This window comes from bacterium (assembly GCA_035549195.1).
GTDB lineage: Bacteria > Oederibacteriota > Muellerivitia > Muellerivitales > Muellerivitaceae > DASZRK01.
The window spans coordinates 345,378-363,188 of record DASZRK010000017.1; the positions used below are offsets into that span (position 1 = coordinate 345,378).

13 protein-coding genes are annotated in these 17,811 nt (G+C 63.1%); 11 read left to right on the forward strand and 2 right to left on the reverse strand.

The window, feature by feature from the left end; genetic code table 11:
• Positions 1-5: 5 nt before the first annotated feature.
• The gene (locus tag VHE12_04855) at positions 6-2,153 is read right to left on the reverse strand and encodes a hypothetical protein (GenBank protein HVZ80116.1); all 2,148 of its coding nucleotides are present in this window, start codon (positions 2,151-2,153) and stop codon (positions 6-8) included.
• Between the two features lie 57 nt (positions 2,154-2,210).
• On the opposite strand from VHE12_04855, the gene VHE12_04860 reads away from it, so the two are divergent.
• From VHE12_04860 to VHE12_04900, 9 genes are all read left to right on the forward strand, one after another.
• Positions 2,211-2,669, forward strand: coding sequence for a tRNA (cytidine(34)-2'-O)-methyltransferase (locus tag VHE12_04860; GenBank protein HVZ80117.1), 459 nt, complete (start codon positions 2,211-2,213; stop codon positions 2,667-2,669).
• Positions 2,670-2,906: 237 nt separating this feature from the next.
• The gene (locus VHE12_04865; protein HVZ80118.1) at positions 2,907-4,967 is read left to right on the forward strand and encodes a thioredoxin domain-containing protein; all 2,061 of its coding nucleotides are present in this window, start codon (positions 2,907-2,909) and stop codon (positions 4,965-4,967) included.
• An 88-nt stretch (positions 4,968-5,055) separates the two neighbouring features.
• Positions 5,056-5,916 carry a DUF3078 domain-containing protein gene (locus tag VHE12_04870; GenBank protein ID HVZ80119.1) on the forward strand — a complete coding sequence of 287 codons (861 nt, stop codon included), beginning with the start codon at positions 5,056-5,058 and terminating at the stop codon, positions 5,914-5,916.
• A gap of 18 nt (positions 5,917-5,934) precedes the next feature.
• Positions 5,935-6,348 carry a large-conductance mechanosensitive channel protein MscL gene (mscL, locus tag VHE12_04875; GenBank protein ID HVZ80120.1) on the forward strand — a complete coding sequence of 138 codons (414 nt, stop codon included), beginning with the start codon at positions 5,935-5,937 and terminating at the stop codon, positions 6,346-6,348.
• Between the two features lie 9 nt (positions 6,349-6,357).
• On the forward strand, positions 6,358-6,747 hold the full coding sequence (locus VHE12_04880) for a metallopeptidase family protein (protein ID HVZ80121.1): 390 nt from the start codon (positions 6,358-6,360) through the stop codon (positions 6,745-6,747).
• Entirely contained in the window at positions 6,744-7,589 is an 846-nt protein-coding gene (locus tag VHE12_04885) for an alpha/beta hydrolase (GenBank protein HVZ80122.1), read from the forward strand. Before VHE12_04880 ends, VHE12_04885 begins: the two co-directional genes overlap by 4 nt.
• Positions 7,586-8,233: a class I SAM-dependent methyltransferase gene (locus tag VHE12_04890; protein ID HVZ80123.1), complete on the forward strand. Its 648-nt coding sequence runs from the start codon at positions 7,586-7,588 to the stop codon at positions 8,231-8,233. The genes VHE12_04885 and VHE12_04890 overlap by 4 nt, the downstream gene beginning before the upstream one ends.
• Positions 8,234-8,288: 55 nt before the next feature.
• Positions 8,289-9,113: an ABC transporter substrate-binding protein gene (locus VHE12_04895; GenBank protein HVZ80124.1), complete on the forward strand. Its 825-nt coding sequence runs from the start codon at positions 8,289-8,291 to the stop codon at positions 9,111-9,113.
• 164 nt (positions 9,114-9,277) lie between these two features.
• The gene (locus VHE12_04900) at positions 9,278-14,050 is read left to right on the forward strand and encodes a PAS domain S-box protein (GenBank protein HVZ80125.1); all 4,773 of its coding nucleotides are present in this window, start codon (positions 9,278-9,280) and stop codon (positions 14,048-14,050) included.
• Positions 14,051-14,056: 6 nt separating this feature from the next.
• On the opposite strand, the gene VHE12_04905 is transcribed toward VHE12_04900, so the two are convergent.
• Positions 14,057-15,013: a cytochrome P460 family protein gene (locus VHE12_04905; protein ID HVZ80126.1), complete on the reverse strand. Its 957-nt coding sequence runs from the start codon at positions 15,011-15,013 to the stop codon at positions 14,057-14,059.
• A 186-nt stretch (positions 15,014-15,199) separates the two neighbouring features.
• On the opposite strand from VHE12_04905, the gene VHE12_04910 reads away from it, so the two are divergent.
• Entirely contained in the window at positions 15,200-16,357 is a 1,158-nt protein-coding gene (locus VHE12_04910; GenBank protein HVZ80127.1) for a tetratricopeptide repeat protein, read from the forward strand.
• Entirely contained in the window at positions 16,357-17,808 is a 1,452-nt protein-coding gene (locus VHE12_04915; GenBank protein HVZ80128.1) for a tetratricopeptide repeat protein, read from the forward strand. The genes VHE12_04910 and VHE12_04915 overlap by 1 nt, the downstream gene beginning before the upstream one ends.
• Positions 17,809-17,811 lie beyond the last annotated feature (3 nt).

Below are 17,811 nucleotides of genomic sequence, written 5' to 3' on the forward strand. Positions count from 1 at the left end.
CAGCCTCATTCCCCCGAGGGCTCCAACAACAGGGCGGCCCCCGTCATGGCGGGGGCCGTGTGGACCGCCCGTCGGAAGTCCCTTTGGGCCGCGGCTCGGCGGCCCAAAAGGGACTCCAGGGCGCCCCGCCGGTAATAAAGGTGCGCCGCGGGGATCCCTTGGGTGATGGCCCGCTGCAGGTCGTCCAGGGAGGCGATCAGATCTTCCTTCGGCAAGGCGCCCGGCACTAGGGCCCCATTGACGGGTTCGGCCAGGGCCCTTCCGGCGCCTTGGGCCTGGGAAGCACCGAGGGCCGCTTCGAAACGCAGGCGCGAGGATTTTTCCCAATAGAAAGCACGCAGGAAAGGATCCCCCTGGAAGACGGGCGCCAGGGCCATCCAAGCCCCTTGCAAGCGGTCAGGGTCCTCCCCCGGCCGCTTTTCCATTTCCATGCGGTTCCAGGACCGGAGGCTTCGTGAAGCCTGGATCCAAGGGTCGAAGGAACTGGCCCCTCCCGGGGGCAGGTCCCAGATCCAGACCATCAGGCCACCCTCGGCAGGCCGGGTTCCCTTATCCAGCCAGACCGCCCGACCTCCTGGGAAACGGGAGTCGAGCCATGGTTTGTAGTTGGGATTGGTCAACAAGGCGGCCCAATGGGCCTGGCCGGGCGATGATCGGGGATCTTCCAACAGGTTGAGATCGTAAACGCACGCAGGAAAATAAGAAAGGCGGGGCCCCCCCAAAAAGAAACCGTCGAAGATCAACCCGGGCCCATCCTTCGCCGCTTTATCCCGCAAGAGCTCCGCGGCCCTCGCGAATTCAGCGGGTCTTTGGGTCGGAAAGGCGTTACGCAGGGCTTGTCCCGAAGCCGATAGGCATCGCAGGTCCATCCCGAAAGAGAGCGATCCCACCAGGACCGCGATCCACCCGATCCTGCCACCACTCACCCCACGGGGCAGGGACACAATGCCCATGGCGCAGAGATAGGCCGCCAAGGGCATCCAGGGGATCAAACGCAAGCCGTTGATGGGCCGGGTAAAAGCCAGGGGCAGGAGGGCGAGAGCGGCAACCACCGCCAAAAAAATGGAAAAAAGGCGCGGTTGGACCTTCCATGCCGCCGCCGCACCCAGGAAGAACAGCGCCCCGCCGATAGGGTTCAAATAACCGCCCAAGGCCGATCCATAGGTGAATCCACCGACCGGATCTCCTCCGAAGATGATACGAAGATAGGACGCGGCCCCCTGGAAGAAGATGGTTCCGGGGTCCGTTCCTTGGGCCCATAAGCCGTGGAAATAAGAGCCGAAATGTTCCCGCCAGGCCACCGGAACCACCGGGAACAATGGGACCAGGGTCCAAAACGCCAATTGGATGTTCTTCCATACGCGGGTCTTTTCTTTTCGGGCGGGTTCCCAAAGGACCGAAGCGAGAAAAAGGGGACCGGCGAAAAGGGGCCACGCGAAATAAGTGTAAAAACCCGATCCGAGGACCAACCCCAGGCCCGCCCTCCAAAGCCCGCTCCGCGGGGGAGTGGATCCAAGGAACCTCGCCAGGACCCAGAGGGCGAGCCATTCCCAAAAATATCCCAAGGCGGCTTGATGGGAAAACCGGCCCAGATAAAGGGGCCAAAAGCCGATGCTGGTGAAAAAGAAGAGGGCCAGGGAAAGGGACCTGGAAAAAAAGGAACGGGCGGCGGCATAGGCCAGGAGCGACGCCCCCCAGCTAAGAAGGGCGGGCACCAGCCAAAGGCTGCATAAGGAGGGGGAGATCTTGAAGGCCAAGGCCAGAAGCCAGATATAAAAGGGCGGGAGCTGAGAAGTGAAGAAAAAGGGATGCCAGCCCCAATGACGGGTCAGACCCAAGGCGTAAAAGGCGTTCAATCCCTCGTCCAAAAGAGGGAATCCGATGTAGGTTTCCAGGTGCCACAGCCTCAGGCCAAGGCCCGAAAGGAGCAGGAAGGCCCAGATCCATCGGGCGACCGGCGCGGGAATATCTCCGGCCGGCGATGGTTTTTCCATGCGGAAGATAAGGATAAGACCCGCCCCCAAGAGCAGGGCGGCCGGGAGGATGCCTAGGGGACCCGCCGGGCCGAAGACCCGCCAGGCGTTCCCCAAGGTGATGGCAAGGAAGGGGACCAAGGGCCGGTGGGTCTTGAGGAAGGATTGGGCGGGGAACATGGCCCAATTTTATTGGAGGAGGCTGGAGACTTCCTTATGATTCCCCAAGGAGGCGCCATGTTCCACGTTGTTCTCATCGAACCTGAAATACCCTGGAATACGGGGAACATCGGCCGCACCTGCCTGGGGGCAGGGGCGAAGCTGCACCTGGTGGGCCGGTTGGGCTTCCGCCTGGACGACCAGCAGGTCCAAAGGGCGGGACTCGATTACTGGGAGAAGGTGGACCCGGTCCATCACGGGACCTGGGAGAAGTTCCTGGGAAGCGTCCCCCGGGACGCGGCCCTCTTCTTCCTTTCCACCAAGGGGCCCAAGGCCTATTGGGATGCGGCCTTTCCCGACGAGGCCTATCTCATCTTCGGCAAGGAGACGGCGGGTTTTCCCGCCCATTTCTACGACCTCTATCAGGAAAGGCTCTACCGCATCCCCCAACAAGAGGAAGGCATCCGCAGCCTGAACCTCTCCACGGCGGTGGGCATCGTGCTCTTCGAGGCCTTGCGCCAAAACCAAAAGGCATAGCGACCCTATTCACCGCCAAGACGCCAAGCTCGCCAAGAAAGGCTTGAAGAACCTGGTTGGAGATCTTGGCAGGATGACGACTTTCGCTGTTCTTGGCGGACTTGGCGCCTTGGCGGTTCAAAATTCCGTTACTCCTTGATTCCAGATCCTTTCAGCATTCATCATGCCCTCCTTATGGGTCGTTCCTTTCATTGGCCGCCATTCCTGGCCCTTGTGGCCTTCCTGGGAGGCTGTTCCGTGACCTCATCCGAGCATTTCGAACACACCAACCGTCTCATCCACGAGAAGAGCCCTTACCTGCTCCAACATGCCCACAACCCGGTGGACTGGTACCCTTTCGGCGAGGAGGCCTTCGCCAAGGCCAAGAAGGAGGACAAGCCCATCCTGCTCTCCATCGGCTATTCCACCTGCCACTGGTGCCACGTGATGGAACGCGAGAGCTTCGAGGATGAGGCCACGGCCAAGCTCCTGAACGACGACTTCGTCTGCATCAAGGTGGACCGCGAGGAACGGCCCGACGTGGACCAGATCTACATGAACGCGGTCATGGCCCTGACCGGCCAGGGCGGGTGGCCCCTGAACGTGTTCCTGACCCCCGACCTCAAGCCCTTCTACGGCGGCACCTATTTCGCGCCCGACGCCCGCTACGGCCGCCCGGGGTTCCCCCAGGTGCTCAGGGACCTGGCCCGGGTTTGGAAGACCCAGCGCGCCGAGGTGGAGAAGGCGGGCACCCAGTTGGCCCAGGTCGTTGGCCGGGCCGGGACGGGGGCCGAAGGCGGTCCGGTCAAGCCCGGGGTCACGGACCAGGTGTTGGCCGAACTGGAACGTGGCTTCGACGCCCGCGACGGCGGGTTCCGGGGAGCGCCCAAGTTCCCTCCTTCCCTCCAGCTCCAATTCCTGCTCCGGGTCCATTCGGCCACGGGGAACGTGAAGGCGCTCGCCATGGTGGAGAAAACCCTCGACAAGATGGCCCAAGGAGGGATCTACGACCAGGTGGGTGGGGGATTTTCACGCTACTCGACCGACGGGATCTGGCTGGTGCCGCATTTCGAGAAGATGCTCTACGACAACGCGCTCCTCGCCCGGACCTATCTGGAAGCCTACCAGGTGACGGGGAAGGAGGAATATGCGCGCATCGCCCGCGAGACCTTCACCTATTTGAAGCGCGACATGACAAGCCCCGAAGGCGCCTTCTATAGCGCCGAGGACGCGGATAGCGAAGGAGAAGAGGGGAAGTTCTATGTTTGGACCCCGGAGGAATTGAAGAAGTTGTTGGGGGAGAAGGACGGGACCGACTTCTGTTCCCTTTACGGCGCCACCGAAGGCGGCAATTTCGAGGGCCGCACGATCCTCCACCTGAGGAAGGACCTGCCGGAAGCCCTCCGGGACATCGGACGGGACCCGGCCTGGTGGGAAAGGACCCGGGATAAGGTGCTCCAGGCGAGGGGTCTTCGCCCCAGGCCGCACCTGGACGATAAGGTGCTGACGGCCTGGAACGCGCTGATGATCTCATCCCTTTCCCTGGGTTACCGGGCCTTGGGTGATCCCGAATATCTCCGCCTGGCGGAGAAAGCGTCGGATTTCCTCTATCGGGACCTGTTCCACCAGGGGCGCCTGTTGGCTTCCTACAGGCAAGGTCCCTCCAATATCCAAGCCTACATCGACGACTATGCTTTCCTCCAAGAGGCCCAACTGGACCTTTATGAGAGCACTTTCGACCTCAAATACCTCCAACGGGCGTTGGACCTGCAGAAGGACATGGACCGGCTTTTCTGGGACGAAAAGGCCCAGGGGTACTTCTTCACCGGCTCCGATCAGAAGGATGCGGCACGCCTTTTGGCCCGAACGAAGGAAGCCTACGACGGGGTGATCCCCTCGGGCAATTCGGTGGCGGTCCTGAACGGCTACCGCCTGGCGGAATTCACGGGTGACAAATCCCACCGGGACCGCTCGGACGCGATCCTTTCCGCTTTCTCCGGTTACCTGGAAAGGGGCGGCTCCAACTTCTGCAAGATGCTCCAGGCCTTCCAATTCGACCATGACGGTCCCGCCGAGGTGTTCGTGGTGGGCCCGGACCGGGAACCTGCCTTGAAGGTCCTTTGGAAAGCTTTCCTGCCGAGCAAGGTCCTGGTCGCCTGCGAGGACGCCCAGGTGAAGGGAATGGTCCGTCTTGTTCCCTGGGCGGAAGGCCGATCCAGCCAAGGCGGCCGGACGGCCATTTATGTCTGCCGGAACTACCAATGCCAGCTGCCGGTGGCCGATCCGAAGAAGGCGCTCGAACTCCTGAAGAAAAAATGAAGCCCCGCCCCGCAGGCGGGAAAGCTCCGGTTATCATGGTGCCCGCTTGGGCCCCGGGGGGCCTGGAACACCGCTCAAGGAGCTTGGGATGAAACGGATGCCATGGCTGGTCTTGATGTTCTTGGCGGCCTTCAAGGCCGTTTGGGGGGAGGACGCGGCGCCCGCCGCCACGCCTCCGGTGGACAGTTGGAAAAAACAAGTGGTGGCCAGCCTCAACCTGAACCAGGGCGCTTTCAGCGACTGGCAGCAAGGCGGCACCAACTTCATTTCTTGGCAGGCGGCCTTCAACGCCAGGCTGGAGAACGACAACGCCGCCTCCAACTGGCTCAATACCCTTAAATTGGAATATGGCCTCACCTACATCGACGGGCAGGGCACCCGGAAATCGGCGGATAACCTCGACCTGGAGAGCGTCTTCGCCTGGAAGACCTGGCCCCAGGTGAATCCCTTCGTGTCCTTCTCGGCCAAGAGCCAGTTCGACGCGGGCTTCGACTACAGCCAGGACCCCGCCGTGCAGACCTCGGCCTTCCTGGACCCGGGTTATTTCACCGAGACCGCCGGATTGAAGTACGTTCCGGGTCCCGAGTTCAATACCCGCCTGGGACTGGCGGTCAAGGAGACGGTGGCCGACAAGTTCCAGGCCATCTACACGGTGGACCCGGACACGGGGAAGCTGCAAGGCGTGCTGACCGAGTTGGGCGCCGGCTGGGTGTCGGAGCTGAACCTGAAGTTCTCCGAGGATTCCAAGTTCGGGTCCAAGCTGGACCTCTTCTGGAACGGCAAGGGCCTGGACCGCACCGTGGCCGAGTGGGACAACCTGCTCTCCATCGGCCTCAACAAGGTCCTCAGCGTGAACATCGAGAACGACTACCGTTACGACCCCAAGGTCTACCTGGGCTGGCAGATCAAGGAGACCGTGGGATTGGGCTTCGCTTACAACCTTTTGTGACCCTGGAAGGAGGGCGTCATGGGCATGTGGAAGGAATTCAAGGAATTCGCGGTGAAGGGGAACATGGTGGACCTGGCGGTGGGTATCATCATCGGCGGGGCCTTCGGCAAGGTGGTCTCCTCGATCGTGTCGGACGTCCTGATGCCGCCCCTGGGCTATCTCATCGGGGGAATGAATTTCACGGACATCAAGATCCACCTGAAGGCCCCGTCCCTGGACCTGGCGGGAAAGGTCCAGGAAGTGACCATCAACATCGGTAATTTCATCCAGTCCTTGGTGGATTTCACCATCATCGCCTTCGCGGTGTTCTTGATGGTGAAGGCCATCAACCGCCTGCAACGCAAGGCCGCCGAGGCGCCGGCCGCCCCCCCGCCTCCCACCAAGGATCAAGAGCTCCTCACCGAGATCCGGGATCTATTGAAGAAAAAATAGAGGGACGCGATGCCCCACAAGACCCGCCCCCAGGCCCCAAGCCCCTTCGATCGGACCGTTCGAAGGGTCCTTCAAGAACTGCCGACCGACTTGAAGGGCGCCCTGGCGACCGTGGCCATTTCCGTCCAACGGCGCCCGACCCCGGCCCTTTTGAAAAGACTGGGCCTTCCCCCGGGCAGCATCCTTTACGGCGTCTTCGAGGGCTGGGACCTCAAGTCCCTTCCGGCGGGCGAACCCCGCTTAGGCGCGGACCGCGTCATCCTCTTCGAGGGATGCTTGCGCCGGGATTTTCCCGATCCGAAGGACCTGCGTCGGGAAGTGCGGGCCACCCTGATCCATGAATTGGGCCACTTCTTCGGTTTCACCGAGAAGGAACTGAAGGCCCGGGGTTGGGGATGACCCTGCGCACCGTCGATTTCTGCCTGGAAGGTCCCCGGGAGATCTGGGGGACCTTGACCCTGCCCGAAGGGGACCCGGCCAAACCCCCGGTCGTGATGAGCCATGGGTTCCTGGGCTTCAAGGACTGGTCCTTCTTCCCGTGGGTCGCCGGGTCCCTCGCCGCCGCCGGCTACCCGGTGGTGCGGTTCAACTTCTCCGGCTCGGGCATGGGTCCCCAGGCGGACGGGCCCTTCGAGGACCTGGCGGCCTTCGAGGCCGACACCATCACCCGCCAGGTGGAGGACCTCAAACGGGTCCTGGGCGCGGTGGTCTCGGGCGGTTTCGAGCCCGACCTTCCGGCGGTTCCCCGGGCCTTCCTTTGGGGCCATTCCCGGGGAGGGGGCGTGAGCCTGCTGGCCGCGGTGAACCGGCCCGAGGTCCTGGGGATCGCCACCTGGGCCACCCTTTCCCGGGTGAACCGTTACTTATATGAGATGAAGAAGACCTGGAAAGAGAAGGGCTATTACCCCTTCGAGAGCTCCCGCACGGGACAAGTCCTCAAAAGCGGGATCGCTTTTTTGGAGGACGCGGAGCATTGGGGCCGGGAGGGGGACATCCCCACTTATCTCCATCACCTCACCGCCCCGGTGCTCCTGGTGCACGGAAGCGAGGACGTGAGCGTGAAGCCCGACGAATCCGAAAGCCTGGCGGCGTTGCACCCCTCCGCCCAACTCGCCATCCTGGCGGGCGCGGACCATAAGTTCAACAGCGTCCATCCCTTCCCAGGGCCTTCCCCTGCGCTCGAGGCGGCCTTCCAGCGCACCCTGGCTTTTTTCGAGTCGGTCCGGGGCGGACGCCCATGAAGACCATCCATCCTTTCCGGCTCAAGGATTTTCCCGGGTTCTCCCGGAAGGACCTCACCCGCCTGGAAGCTTATTACCGCGCCCAGTTGGAAGGCCACGCGGCCCCTGAACGCCGGGTGGGATGGAACGGTCCCCACAGCCAGCAGGTCCGTTTCGAGGCCCTGGCCTTGGTGGGGGACCTGAGGGGGCGGACGATCCTGGACGTGGGTTGCGGCCTGGGGGCCTTCTGGGGTTACCTGAAAAAGAAACGGGTCCAAGCCGACTACACGGGCGTGGACCTTTTTCCCAACGTCATCGCCGAGGCCAGGCGGCACTATCCCGGCGCCCGGTTCGAGGCCCGGGTGCTGACGGCCCGGCCCTATCGGGCCCGATCCTTCGACTATGCCTTCCTCTCGGGCGTTTTCAACGTGAAGGTGAAGGACAACTGGGCCTACATGCGGTCGCTCCTCAAGTGCGTCCTGAAGCAAACGCGGAAGGCGGTGGCCTTCAATGTGCTCAACGCCGAGGCGGGGTTGAAGGAGAAGGACCGGTTCACGGTCCGTTCCGAGGACCTGGTGTCCTTCGGGAGGAAACTGGATGTGTCGAAGGTCGGGCTTCTGGACCACTATCATCCGATGGACCTGACCCTTTTTCTTTACCGGTAGGGCGCTCCCGGAAAAATCCCTAGAATCGACCCTGGCCTTCCCCTAGACTTGGCCCATGCCCTTCCAACCGCCCAAGCACATCGCGTCCTTCTCCCACGCGGCCACCGAGGTGCTGGCCTACCTGGGTTTCAGCGACCAAGTGACCACCTTGAAGGAATATTGCGAGGACGAGCCCCCCTCCAGCGACCGGGACCGCCCCGAATACTGGTTCACCATGGCCGAGGGGCGGGTCAAAAGCCTTCGGGCCGACCTTTGCATCACCTACTCCATCTCCCAGCAGGACCTCTACAAGCGGCTCAAGGAAAAGGGCTTCCATGTGCTTCACCTGGACCCCCGTTCCCTGAGGGAAGTGGAGGATTCCTTCCTGCAGATCGGCAAAGCCACCGGCAACCTGGCCGGGGCCAAGATGCTGGCCCAGGACTTCATGGGCGGCCTCACCGCCCTTCAGTCCAAGATCCCGCCCAAGGCCTACCGCCCCAAGCTCTATGTGGAGCAATGGCCCAAACCGCCGTCCGCCGCCGGGGGCTGGTACACCGAACTGATGCCCTTCCTGGGGGCCCATTATTTCCCCATGCTCACCCGGGAGCTGAGCCGGACGGTCAAGATCCAGGAGATGATCAAGTTCGACCCCGAGATCATCCTTTTCGCCGTCTATGGCCAGGGCCTGGCCTTCAACCCCGACGAGGCCCTGAAACGCATCGGCTGGGAGAACCTCAACGCGGTGCGCAAGAGGCGTATCTTCAGCATCGAGGAAAGCCTCCTCAACCGCCCGGGGCCCCGCATGATCGAGGGGGCCAAGGTGGTGCAGTGGATCTTGGGCGAGGCCTTCTGGGGCTGGCCCCTGGTGCAATCCGCCTATGCACGTCGGGTGGTGGATTGAGATAAAGAAGCCGGTCTAATTACGAAGGATTGCTCCCGGTTGCGGTGAAGCCGGTCCTTGATGATTCCCCCGGTGGTCCATCCCGCCTGTTCCCTTGTTCACGACTTTTCCGCTTCGGTAAGATAGGTCCCTCAAAATAACGACGTCCATGAAGGTTTTTCCCGATGAACCCTCCTGACCGAACTTCCACTTCCATTTTTTCAAGGCTTTCCCGGGAACTGATGCTCCTGCTGGATGAAAAGGGCCTGGTCCAAACGGCCCAAGGCGCCTGGGCGGTCCTTTTGGGTCAGGACCCGGACCGATTGACCGGGTCGCCGTTCCTGGACCTGGTGCATCCCGAGGACCAGGTGCGCGCCCAACCCGTTCTTTTAAAAGCAGGGCAGGGGGCCGGGCCCTTCCCATTGGAACTTCGGGTCCGCACGTCGAAGGGAGGATGGCATTGGACCCAATGGCACGGCGAGTTCGACAGCGCCTCCCGGACCTTCTCCCTGGTGGGCCGTTCCCTCCAGGACCTGAAAGAAGCGGAAGCGGCCCTTGAGGAAAGCCGTTCCAAGTTCGACCGGCTCAGCGACGCGGCCGGCGAGGGAGTGGCCATCCACGAGAAGGGGGTGGTGGTGGAGGCGAACGTCTCCTTCGCCCGTTTGCTAGGCTTCGAGAGGCCCGAGGAGGTCTTGGGCCGTAACGGCTTGGACTTCGTGGCCCCCGAGTTCCGTGAGCTGGTGACCCAACAGATCCGCTCCGGCAGCGAGGAACCCTATGAGATCGTGGGGATCCGGAGGGATGGGACCCGGTTCAACACGCTGGTGCAGGGCCGGGCGATGCAATACCAGGGCCGGTCCTTGAGGGTCGCCACTTTCCTGGACATCACGCGCTCGAAGAAAAGGGAACAGGAACTCTTCGAGAGCCAGGAGCTGTTCCGCAAATTGGCCGATGCCTCCAAGGACGGGATCGCGGTCAGCGAAAAAGGGGTCATCCTCATGGCCAATCCCGCCCTCGCCCGGATGCTGGGTCGGGAACTGCCCGAACTCATCGGGCGCAACGCCCTGGAATTCACCGCCCCCGAGTTCCGCGAGACCATCCTGCAGCATATGACCGAGGAGTCCGAGGCCACCTACGAGATCATGGGCCTGCGTTCCGACGGCTTGCGGTTCCCGGTGGAGATCACCCCCCGCATGACCACCTATCAGGGGCGCCGGGTCCGGCTGGTCTATTTCCGGGACATCACCCAACGTAAGCGGATCGAGGAAGAAGTGGTCCGGCAGAAGGAGTTCACCCAGAACCTGATCAACAGCAGCGTGGACGGCCTGCTGGCCTTCGACCATGAGTGCCGCTACACCCTCTGGAACCCGGCCATGGAGAGGATCAGCGGGCATTCCCGGGAGGAATGCATCGGCCAAGTGGCCTTCGATGTGTTCCCCTTCCTCAAACAGATCGGCGAGGACGTCCATTTTTACGCGGCCCTCAAAGGGGAGAGTCCCGTGACCCAGGAGAGGCCCTACCGGACCCCCGCGGGCCGGCAGGGTTATTTCGAGGCCTACTACATGCCCGTCAAGAACGCGAAAGGCGAGATCCTGGGGGGCCTTGGTATCGTGAGGGATGTCACCGAACGGCGCCGGGTCTCGGAGGCCCTGCGGCAGTCCGAAGCCAACCTCCAGGCGGTCTTCAACAACACCTTCCAGAACATCGTGCTGGTGGACCGGGAAGGGCGCATCCGGGCCTTCAACAACAACGCACTGCTCAACAACCGCCAATGGACCGGCCAGGACCTCAAGGCGGGGGGCTCGATCGTGGATTTCGTCTCAGAAGGGAACAAACCCCTCTTCCGCGCGCGTTTCCAGAAGGCCCTGCAGGGGGAGGTGGTGACCCACGAACAGCGCTACCACAAGGGCGGGGAGGAGCAGTGGCTGGAGGTCTCCTACAATCCGGTCTTCGGGGACCAGGGCGAGATCGAGGGTGTCTGTCTCATCGCCACCAATGTGATCGAGCGCAAGATGGCCGAAGAGGCCCTGCAGAAGTCCGAGGCGGACCTGCGGGCCATTTTCGAGAGCAGCCACCAGAGCCTGGTGCTGGTGGGAAAGGATGGCCGGATCCGGGACTTCAACCGGCGGGCCCTGGAGGGCCTGAAGGCGGCCCGGGGTATGCAACTGGAAAAGGGACGGGCCATGGCCGACTACGTCGAGCCCGAGCACCTGGAGGATTTCCGTAAAAGGTTCCAACTGGTCCTGGAGGGAAAAGTGACCCGCATCGAACGGTCCGTCCGGGCGCCGGACGGGACCGTGCTTTGGTTCGATTTCCACTATTACCCCGTGCTCGACCATATGGGCCAGGTCCAGGGCGCCTGCATGGTGGCCGACTCCATCGACGAACGTAAGAAGGCCGAGGCCATCATCCGGGAGAGCGAGGAGAAGTTCCGCCGGGTCTTCGAGGACGCCGCCATGCCCATGGCCATGGTCTCCGATTTCCGCTACCTGAAGGTCAACCGGGCCTTTCGTGAACTGCTGGGATACGAGGAAAAGGAGATCCTGGGCCGCCACCTGCTGGAGATCACCCATCCGGAGGACCGCACCGAGAGCGACAAGATCTCCCGGGAAGTGCATCGGGGCGAGCAGGACCGGTTCGAATCGGAAAAACGCTACCTTCGGAAGAACGGGGAGAGCGTCTGGGTCCATCTTTTCGGCACCCTCATCCGGGACCCCCAAGGCCAGGTCCTTTATTCCCTGGTCCTGGTGGAGAACATCCAGGAACGGAAACTGGCCCAGGAGGCCCTGCGCCGGTCGGAGGCGGACCTGCGCGCGGTCTTCGACAACGTGGACCAGGCGGTCGTCCTCCTGACCCCGGAGGGGCGGATCCAATCCTTCAACCCGCGCGCCGAGGAGTCCTTCCGGATGGCCACGGACAAGGAATTGCGCCGCGGGAACTTCTTCCGGGACTACATCCGGCCTGCGGACATGGGTCTTTACGAGGCGAGCTTCAAGAAGGCCCTGGAGGGGCAACGCATGACGCGGGAAAGGGCCTACCGGACCCCCGACGGCGTCGAGCATTGGTTCGAGTTCGGCTATTATCCCGTCCCCGGGGCCGACGGAAAGGTGGCCGGGATCTGCTTCGTCTCCCAGAGGATCGACGAGCGCAAGAAGGCCGAGGAGGACCTGCGCCGCTCGGAAGCGGAACTGCGGGCGGTCTTCAACAGCGGCTCCCAGGTGATGGTGTTGATCAATCCCGACGGGACCATCCAGGACTTCAACCAGTTCGCCGCCATGATGGCCCAGCGGGTCCAGGGGAAGGCGCTGACCAAGGGCATGAAATTCGTCGAGACCCTGCCCCGGGGGGCCAGCGAGGATCAGTTCCACGAGAGCTTCCAGGCCGCGCTGGCGGGCAAGGAGAACAAGGCCGAGCGGGCGATCCGGGACGCCCGGGGCCAGGAACGCTGGGTGGAGGTGCGCTACCAGCCCGCCCTGAACCCCGCCGGGGGCGTGGAGGCGGTCTGTTTCTCGCTGACCTTCATCGACGAGCGTAAAAAGGCCGAGGAGGCCTTGCGGGAGAGCCAGGAGCGTTTCGAGCGGTTCGCCCTGGTGACCAACGAGGGGATCTTGCTGCACGAGAATCCCAGGGTGGTGGACGCCAACCCGGCCCTGGCGCATATGCTGGGCTACGAAGTGGAGGAGATGATCGGCCGCCCCGGGTTCGACTTCATCGCGCCCGAATCCCATCCGATCGCTCGAAAACACATGGTCTCCGGCTCCTCCCAGCCCTATGAGGTCCTGGCCCTGCGCAAGGACGGATCGACCTTCCCGGTGGAACTGCGGGGCCGGAATTTCCCCTTCAAAGGCAGGGACCTCAGGGTCATGAGCGTGCGGGACATGACCTGGAACAAGGCGGCGGAACGGATCCTCACCGAGAGCGAGGAACGCTACCGGCGGCTGGTGGAGCTTTCCCCCGACGCGGTCGTGGTCCATTCGGGCGGCGAGATCCTCTATGTCAATCCGGCGGGACTGGAGCTCTTTGGAGGGCAGGGAAGGGACCTACGGGAGGTCCAATTGGCCGACTTCCTCCATCCGGAGACCAGGGAGAAGGCGATGGAGCGGGTCCGGAGGATCCAGGAGACGGGCGAACCCACCGATTGGATGGAACAGAAGCTCCGGCGGTTGGACGGCGGGGAATTCTTCGGGGAGACCAAGGGAACGCCCTTCCTCTTCAAAGGGGTCCCGGCGGTGCTGACCATCGTGCGGGACGTGACCGAGCGGCATAGGTCCCAACAGACCCTGCTCCGCTACGAAAGGCTGGCCGCGGTGGGCAAGGTCATCGCCGCCATCGCCCATGAGGTCCGCAATCCCCTGGCGGTCCTGACCGGCATGATCCAATTGATGAACGCCAAGATGGAGGGGCGGAAGGAATATTCCCAGGAGCTCAAGACCATCCTGTCCCAGGCCGAGCGCCTGCGCTTCTTCATGAACGATATCCTGGATTATTCCAAGGAACTGGAGATCCGCAAAAGTCCCGTGGACCTGGAGGTCCTGCTCCAGGAATCCCTGACCGCGGCCCAGGCCCAGGTGGGAGGCCGGGCCGACCTCATCCGGGTCGAGATGCCCGTCGGGAAGAAATGGGCGGTCTTTTCCGCCGACCGGGACCGGCTGCAGCAGGTGCTGGTGAACCTGCTGACCAACGCCTACCAGGCGGTCGGGGAGAAGGGGAGCCTGAAGCTGGGGGCCAGGCAGACCAAGGCCGAGACCCGTTTGACCGTCGAGGACGACGGGCCGGGCATCGGGGACACGGAAATGTCCCATCTCTTCGAACCCTTCTTCACCACCAAGAAAGGGGGGTCGGGCCTGGGCCTTTCCATCAGTCAGAAGATCGTCGAGGCCCACGGCGGGAGGATCGAGTTGGAAAGATTGAGGCCCCACGGCACCCGTTTCACGGTGGTCCTGCCCCGCAAGGATTGACCGGTCCTAGGGATTATCGTGGCCCTCGGGGACACCCGCCATATAGTCGGTGTCCTTGAAGCGGCCGTGGCATTTCACACAGGAGTTCAGGTGGGGATCGCCCGAGACCCAGGTCACGGGCCCCTTGATCCTCTCCGGGTTCCCTTCCACCGGATGGTCCCAGCGGAGGGCATAACGCCAGCCCCCGGTGCGGGGCGACTCGGACCTCTTTCCCTTTTCCATCACATAGAGGGGACCCGGAACCTTGGAGGGGCCGTCCTCCCCGGAGTCCTCGAAGGATTCCTTGACCACCAGGGCGCCTTCGGGCATGGCCTCGGTGTCCCGGTAAGCCTGAGCGGCTTCAGGGGAAACGTAGGTGTTGACCCAGCGATGCCCATGGGTGCGGCTGTTCCAGGGCGAGGAATCCATCAAGACCAGATCGCGGCGGTAATTACCCACTCTTTTCCAGAGGCCATCGGCCTCGGGGGCCCCCGGTGTCGCGGCCGGCTCCTCCTCGGCCATGGCCACCGGGCCGGCGTCCTCATAGACCATTTCCCCTCCCTCGTGCCCGGCCAGCCCCAAGAAGGCCGCCGAACCCAAAAGCAGCAGTCCTACCGCCCAGGGGTTGGGCTTGCGCCCCCGGAGCAAGGCCCAGGCGAAGACCGCGCCCGCCGCGCAGAAGAGGGTGCCGGTCAGGGCCAGTTCCACATGCTCGCGCAGCTTGCCTTTCATGGCGGTTTCGGGAGGCAAAAAGGTCCACTCGTCCAGCATGGCCAGGTGGTGGGCGAAAAGGTGGCCGGTCACCAGGCCCGTCAGGCCTCCGATCAGGGCCAGGAGCCAAAGGGCGCCGGAGGCCCGCAGGACCCAGTCCTCCGAATGAAGGCGGCCGTAGAGATAGGCCAGGAGGGCCAGCAGGGAACAGGCGATGGGGAAATGGGTGACGGGGGGATGCAGGGGGCCGAACCAGTGGCTCAAAGTTTCCATCTTCCCTCCTTGGGGATAAAGGACCGGGGATCCATATCGGAGCCCATCCTGAACTAGACCGGGCCCGGCGGAAAGGTTTCCGAACCCCGTTCATTATCCTAATCTTTCGCCCGAGCGGAAGCCCTGAAGGGAGATTCCCGTGTCCTGGAACTGGCCTTCGACATTCGGCCGGGTGATAATGGCCCCATGAGAAACCCCTTCCGTGCGGTCCCCGTCTGGGTCCTGCTCCTCCTGGCTTTCTTCCCGGCTTCGCCTTCCCGGGCCGCCACGCCCGACGCCTATTACAACGCCGGGAACCTTTACCTGCACCAGGGCCATTACGACAAGGCCGTTCCTTATTTCCGGGCGGTCCTGAACCTGGACCCCAACCATGCCCTGGCCTATGAGGGACTGGCCGAATGCTATTACCGCCTGGGCCAATATGACCAAGCCTATGAGGCCTGCCAAAAGGGGTTGGTCCTCTATCCGGAAAGCGCCATGCTACAGGCCATCAACCAAAGGCTGGGCCCCCGGATGGCCAAGCCCCCCATGCCGGTGGTCCAGGGCCCGGGCAAGGTGGTACAGGGAGGCCGGGTCATCCAGGAAGGCCCCATGCTGGCCCCGCAGTTCTGGGTCAAGGGTGCGCTCAAATACGATTATTCCTTCGAATCGGATTTCAACCAGGCGGTCAACGGCTGGAAGACGGCCGCCCCCAATAACGGGGCCACGGTCTATGACGCCTCGGCGGGGAACAGCGGCTTCGGGGGCAAGATGGAGTTCGGCTATGGCTTGGATGCCTGGGACGGCCTGACCCTGACCCTGTCGGCCTTCGCGGAGGACGGTTTCCACGGGACCGCCCGCAGCGCCGCCCCGGCCACCTTGACCAGTGATTTCAATCCCCTGGTCACCGCCGTCGAGGCCGATTATTGCCTTTTTTGGCCCCATGACGACTACCGCTTCTATATAAAAGGCGGGTTCGGTTACTACTATTCTTTCATCGGCTTCCAGCAGAGGAACCAGCCGGTCACGACCCTGTGGGGGAACCTGCCGGGGACCTACTCGGGGACCCTGGGCAGCGGGGATTTCGGCCTGAACCTGGGCGGCGGCTATGAGCTGAGGCTGGAGGACCACCTGGGGCTGGAACTCTCCATCCTGGCGCGTTACGCCACCCTTTCCCAGTTCACCGTGAACGGCCCGAAGAATCCCGACGGAAGCACGCCGGTCTACGGGCTTATTTCCATGCCCGATGGGTTCATCGGGGTGGCCGACACCGCCACCATCAATAATACGACCCACAACAAGTTCCTCACCATGGACCTCACGGGGGTCGAAGTGGCGCTTTCCTTGGACTATTATTTCTTCTAATGGCCAAGCCCGAGAACCCCGCGTCCCAAGTCCCTCCCCGCTTCTCCTTCGTCTCCCTTCCCAAAGGCTTGGCCCAGTTCCACCACCTGCCCCAGCATGTGCCCATCGAGGCCTACCGGCAGGAAGAGGTGGAAAAGAAGGGTTATGACTTCGCCGAGGGCGCGCGGGTCATGGAGGAACTGCTGAAGGAAGCCCCGGCCGTCCCGGGGGCCTACCTCTTCCATCTTTTCGTGGACAAGTGGCCCAAGCTCAAGGAAGTGGAACCCTTCTTCGTTTCCGGGAGGATCGCGGAAGCCATTCCCAAGCTGGTGGAGATCCTGGACATCGACCCGGAGTGCCCCCTCACCTCCTTCCAACTCGGTTTTTGCTTCCGGGCCACGGGTGAACTGGAGAAGTCCGAGTCCTTCTATAAGAAGGCGCTGCGCATGGCCCCCGCCGCGGGCTGGATCTATCCCAACCTGGGCCGCACCTACCTGGCCATGGACCGAAAGGCCGAAGCGGCGCAGGCCTTCTGGAAGGCCCTCGAGCTTTTGCCGGGCGACCCCTTCGTGCTGGACCAGCTGATGGCCTTGGGCGAACTGTTCCTGTTGCCGCCGGTTTCGGGCCGCCCGGAGGACCCGCCCTTCTTCGTGAAACGCTCCGATTATGAGAAGAAGATGCGCGAGGGGCTGGGACAGGAGAAGGACCCGGACAATATCCTGGCCTTGGGATGGAAACTGCTCCAGGACCGGCTCCTGGACCTGGCGGGGGAGGCCTTCGAAAGGGCCAAGGCCGCCGGCCGGAAGGACGCGCTGCTGGGCCTGGGGATCGTCCAGGCCGAGGCGAGGCGTTTCGCCGAGGCTGAGCGCTCACTGGAGGAATACCTGGAGGAACATCCGGACTCCGCCCCGGCCCACCTGAACCTCTTCAAGGTCTACCTGGCCCAGGAGGAAATGGACCTGGCCTGGGAGGAGATCCAGGCGGCGGTGCGCAGTGAGCCCGAGCGTTTGGATGCCCTGCGCCAGCTCTACCAGCTTTTCCTGCAGGATGACCGGCGGGAGGAGGCCCTGGATTGGTTCGAGGGATTGTCCAAGGAAAAGCCGGAGAGTTTCGCGCCCCACCTGGCCCGGGCCTGGGCCCTGGCGGAAGCGGACTGGCCCGCCGCCCGGGTCGAACTGGAAAAGGCCCGGTTGCTGGCCCCGGACCAGGAGGAAGTGCTCCTTTTCCTGACCGCCGAACTGGGCAAGCGGGGGGAAAGGGAGGAAGTGGTCCGCCTCCTGGAACCCCAAGCGGGGAAACTCCCCCTTTCGCTCACCATCAACCTGGCCCTGGCGCACAGCCAAGAAGGCCGGTCCGCGCGGGGTAAGGAATTGCTGGAGGCCTACCGGCAAAGGCCCGGGTTGGGGAACCTGGAGAAGGAAAGGGTCGAAAGGATCCTGGCCGAATTCGCCAAGGCCGGGCCCGCCGCCTGAAGA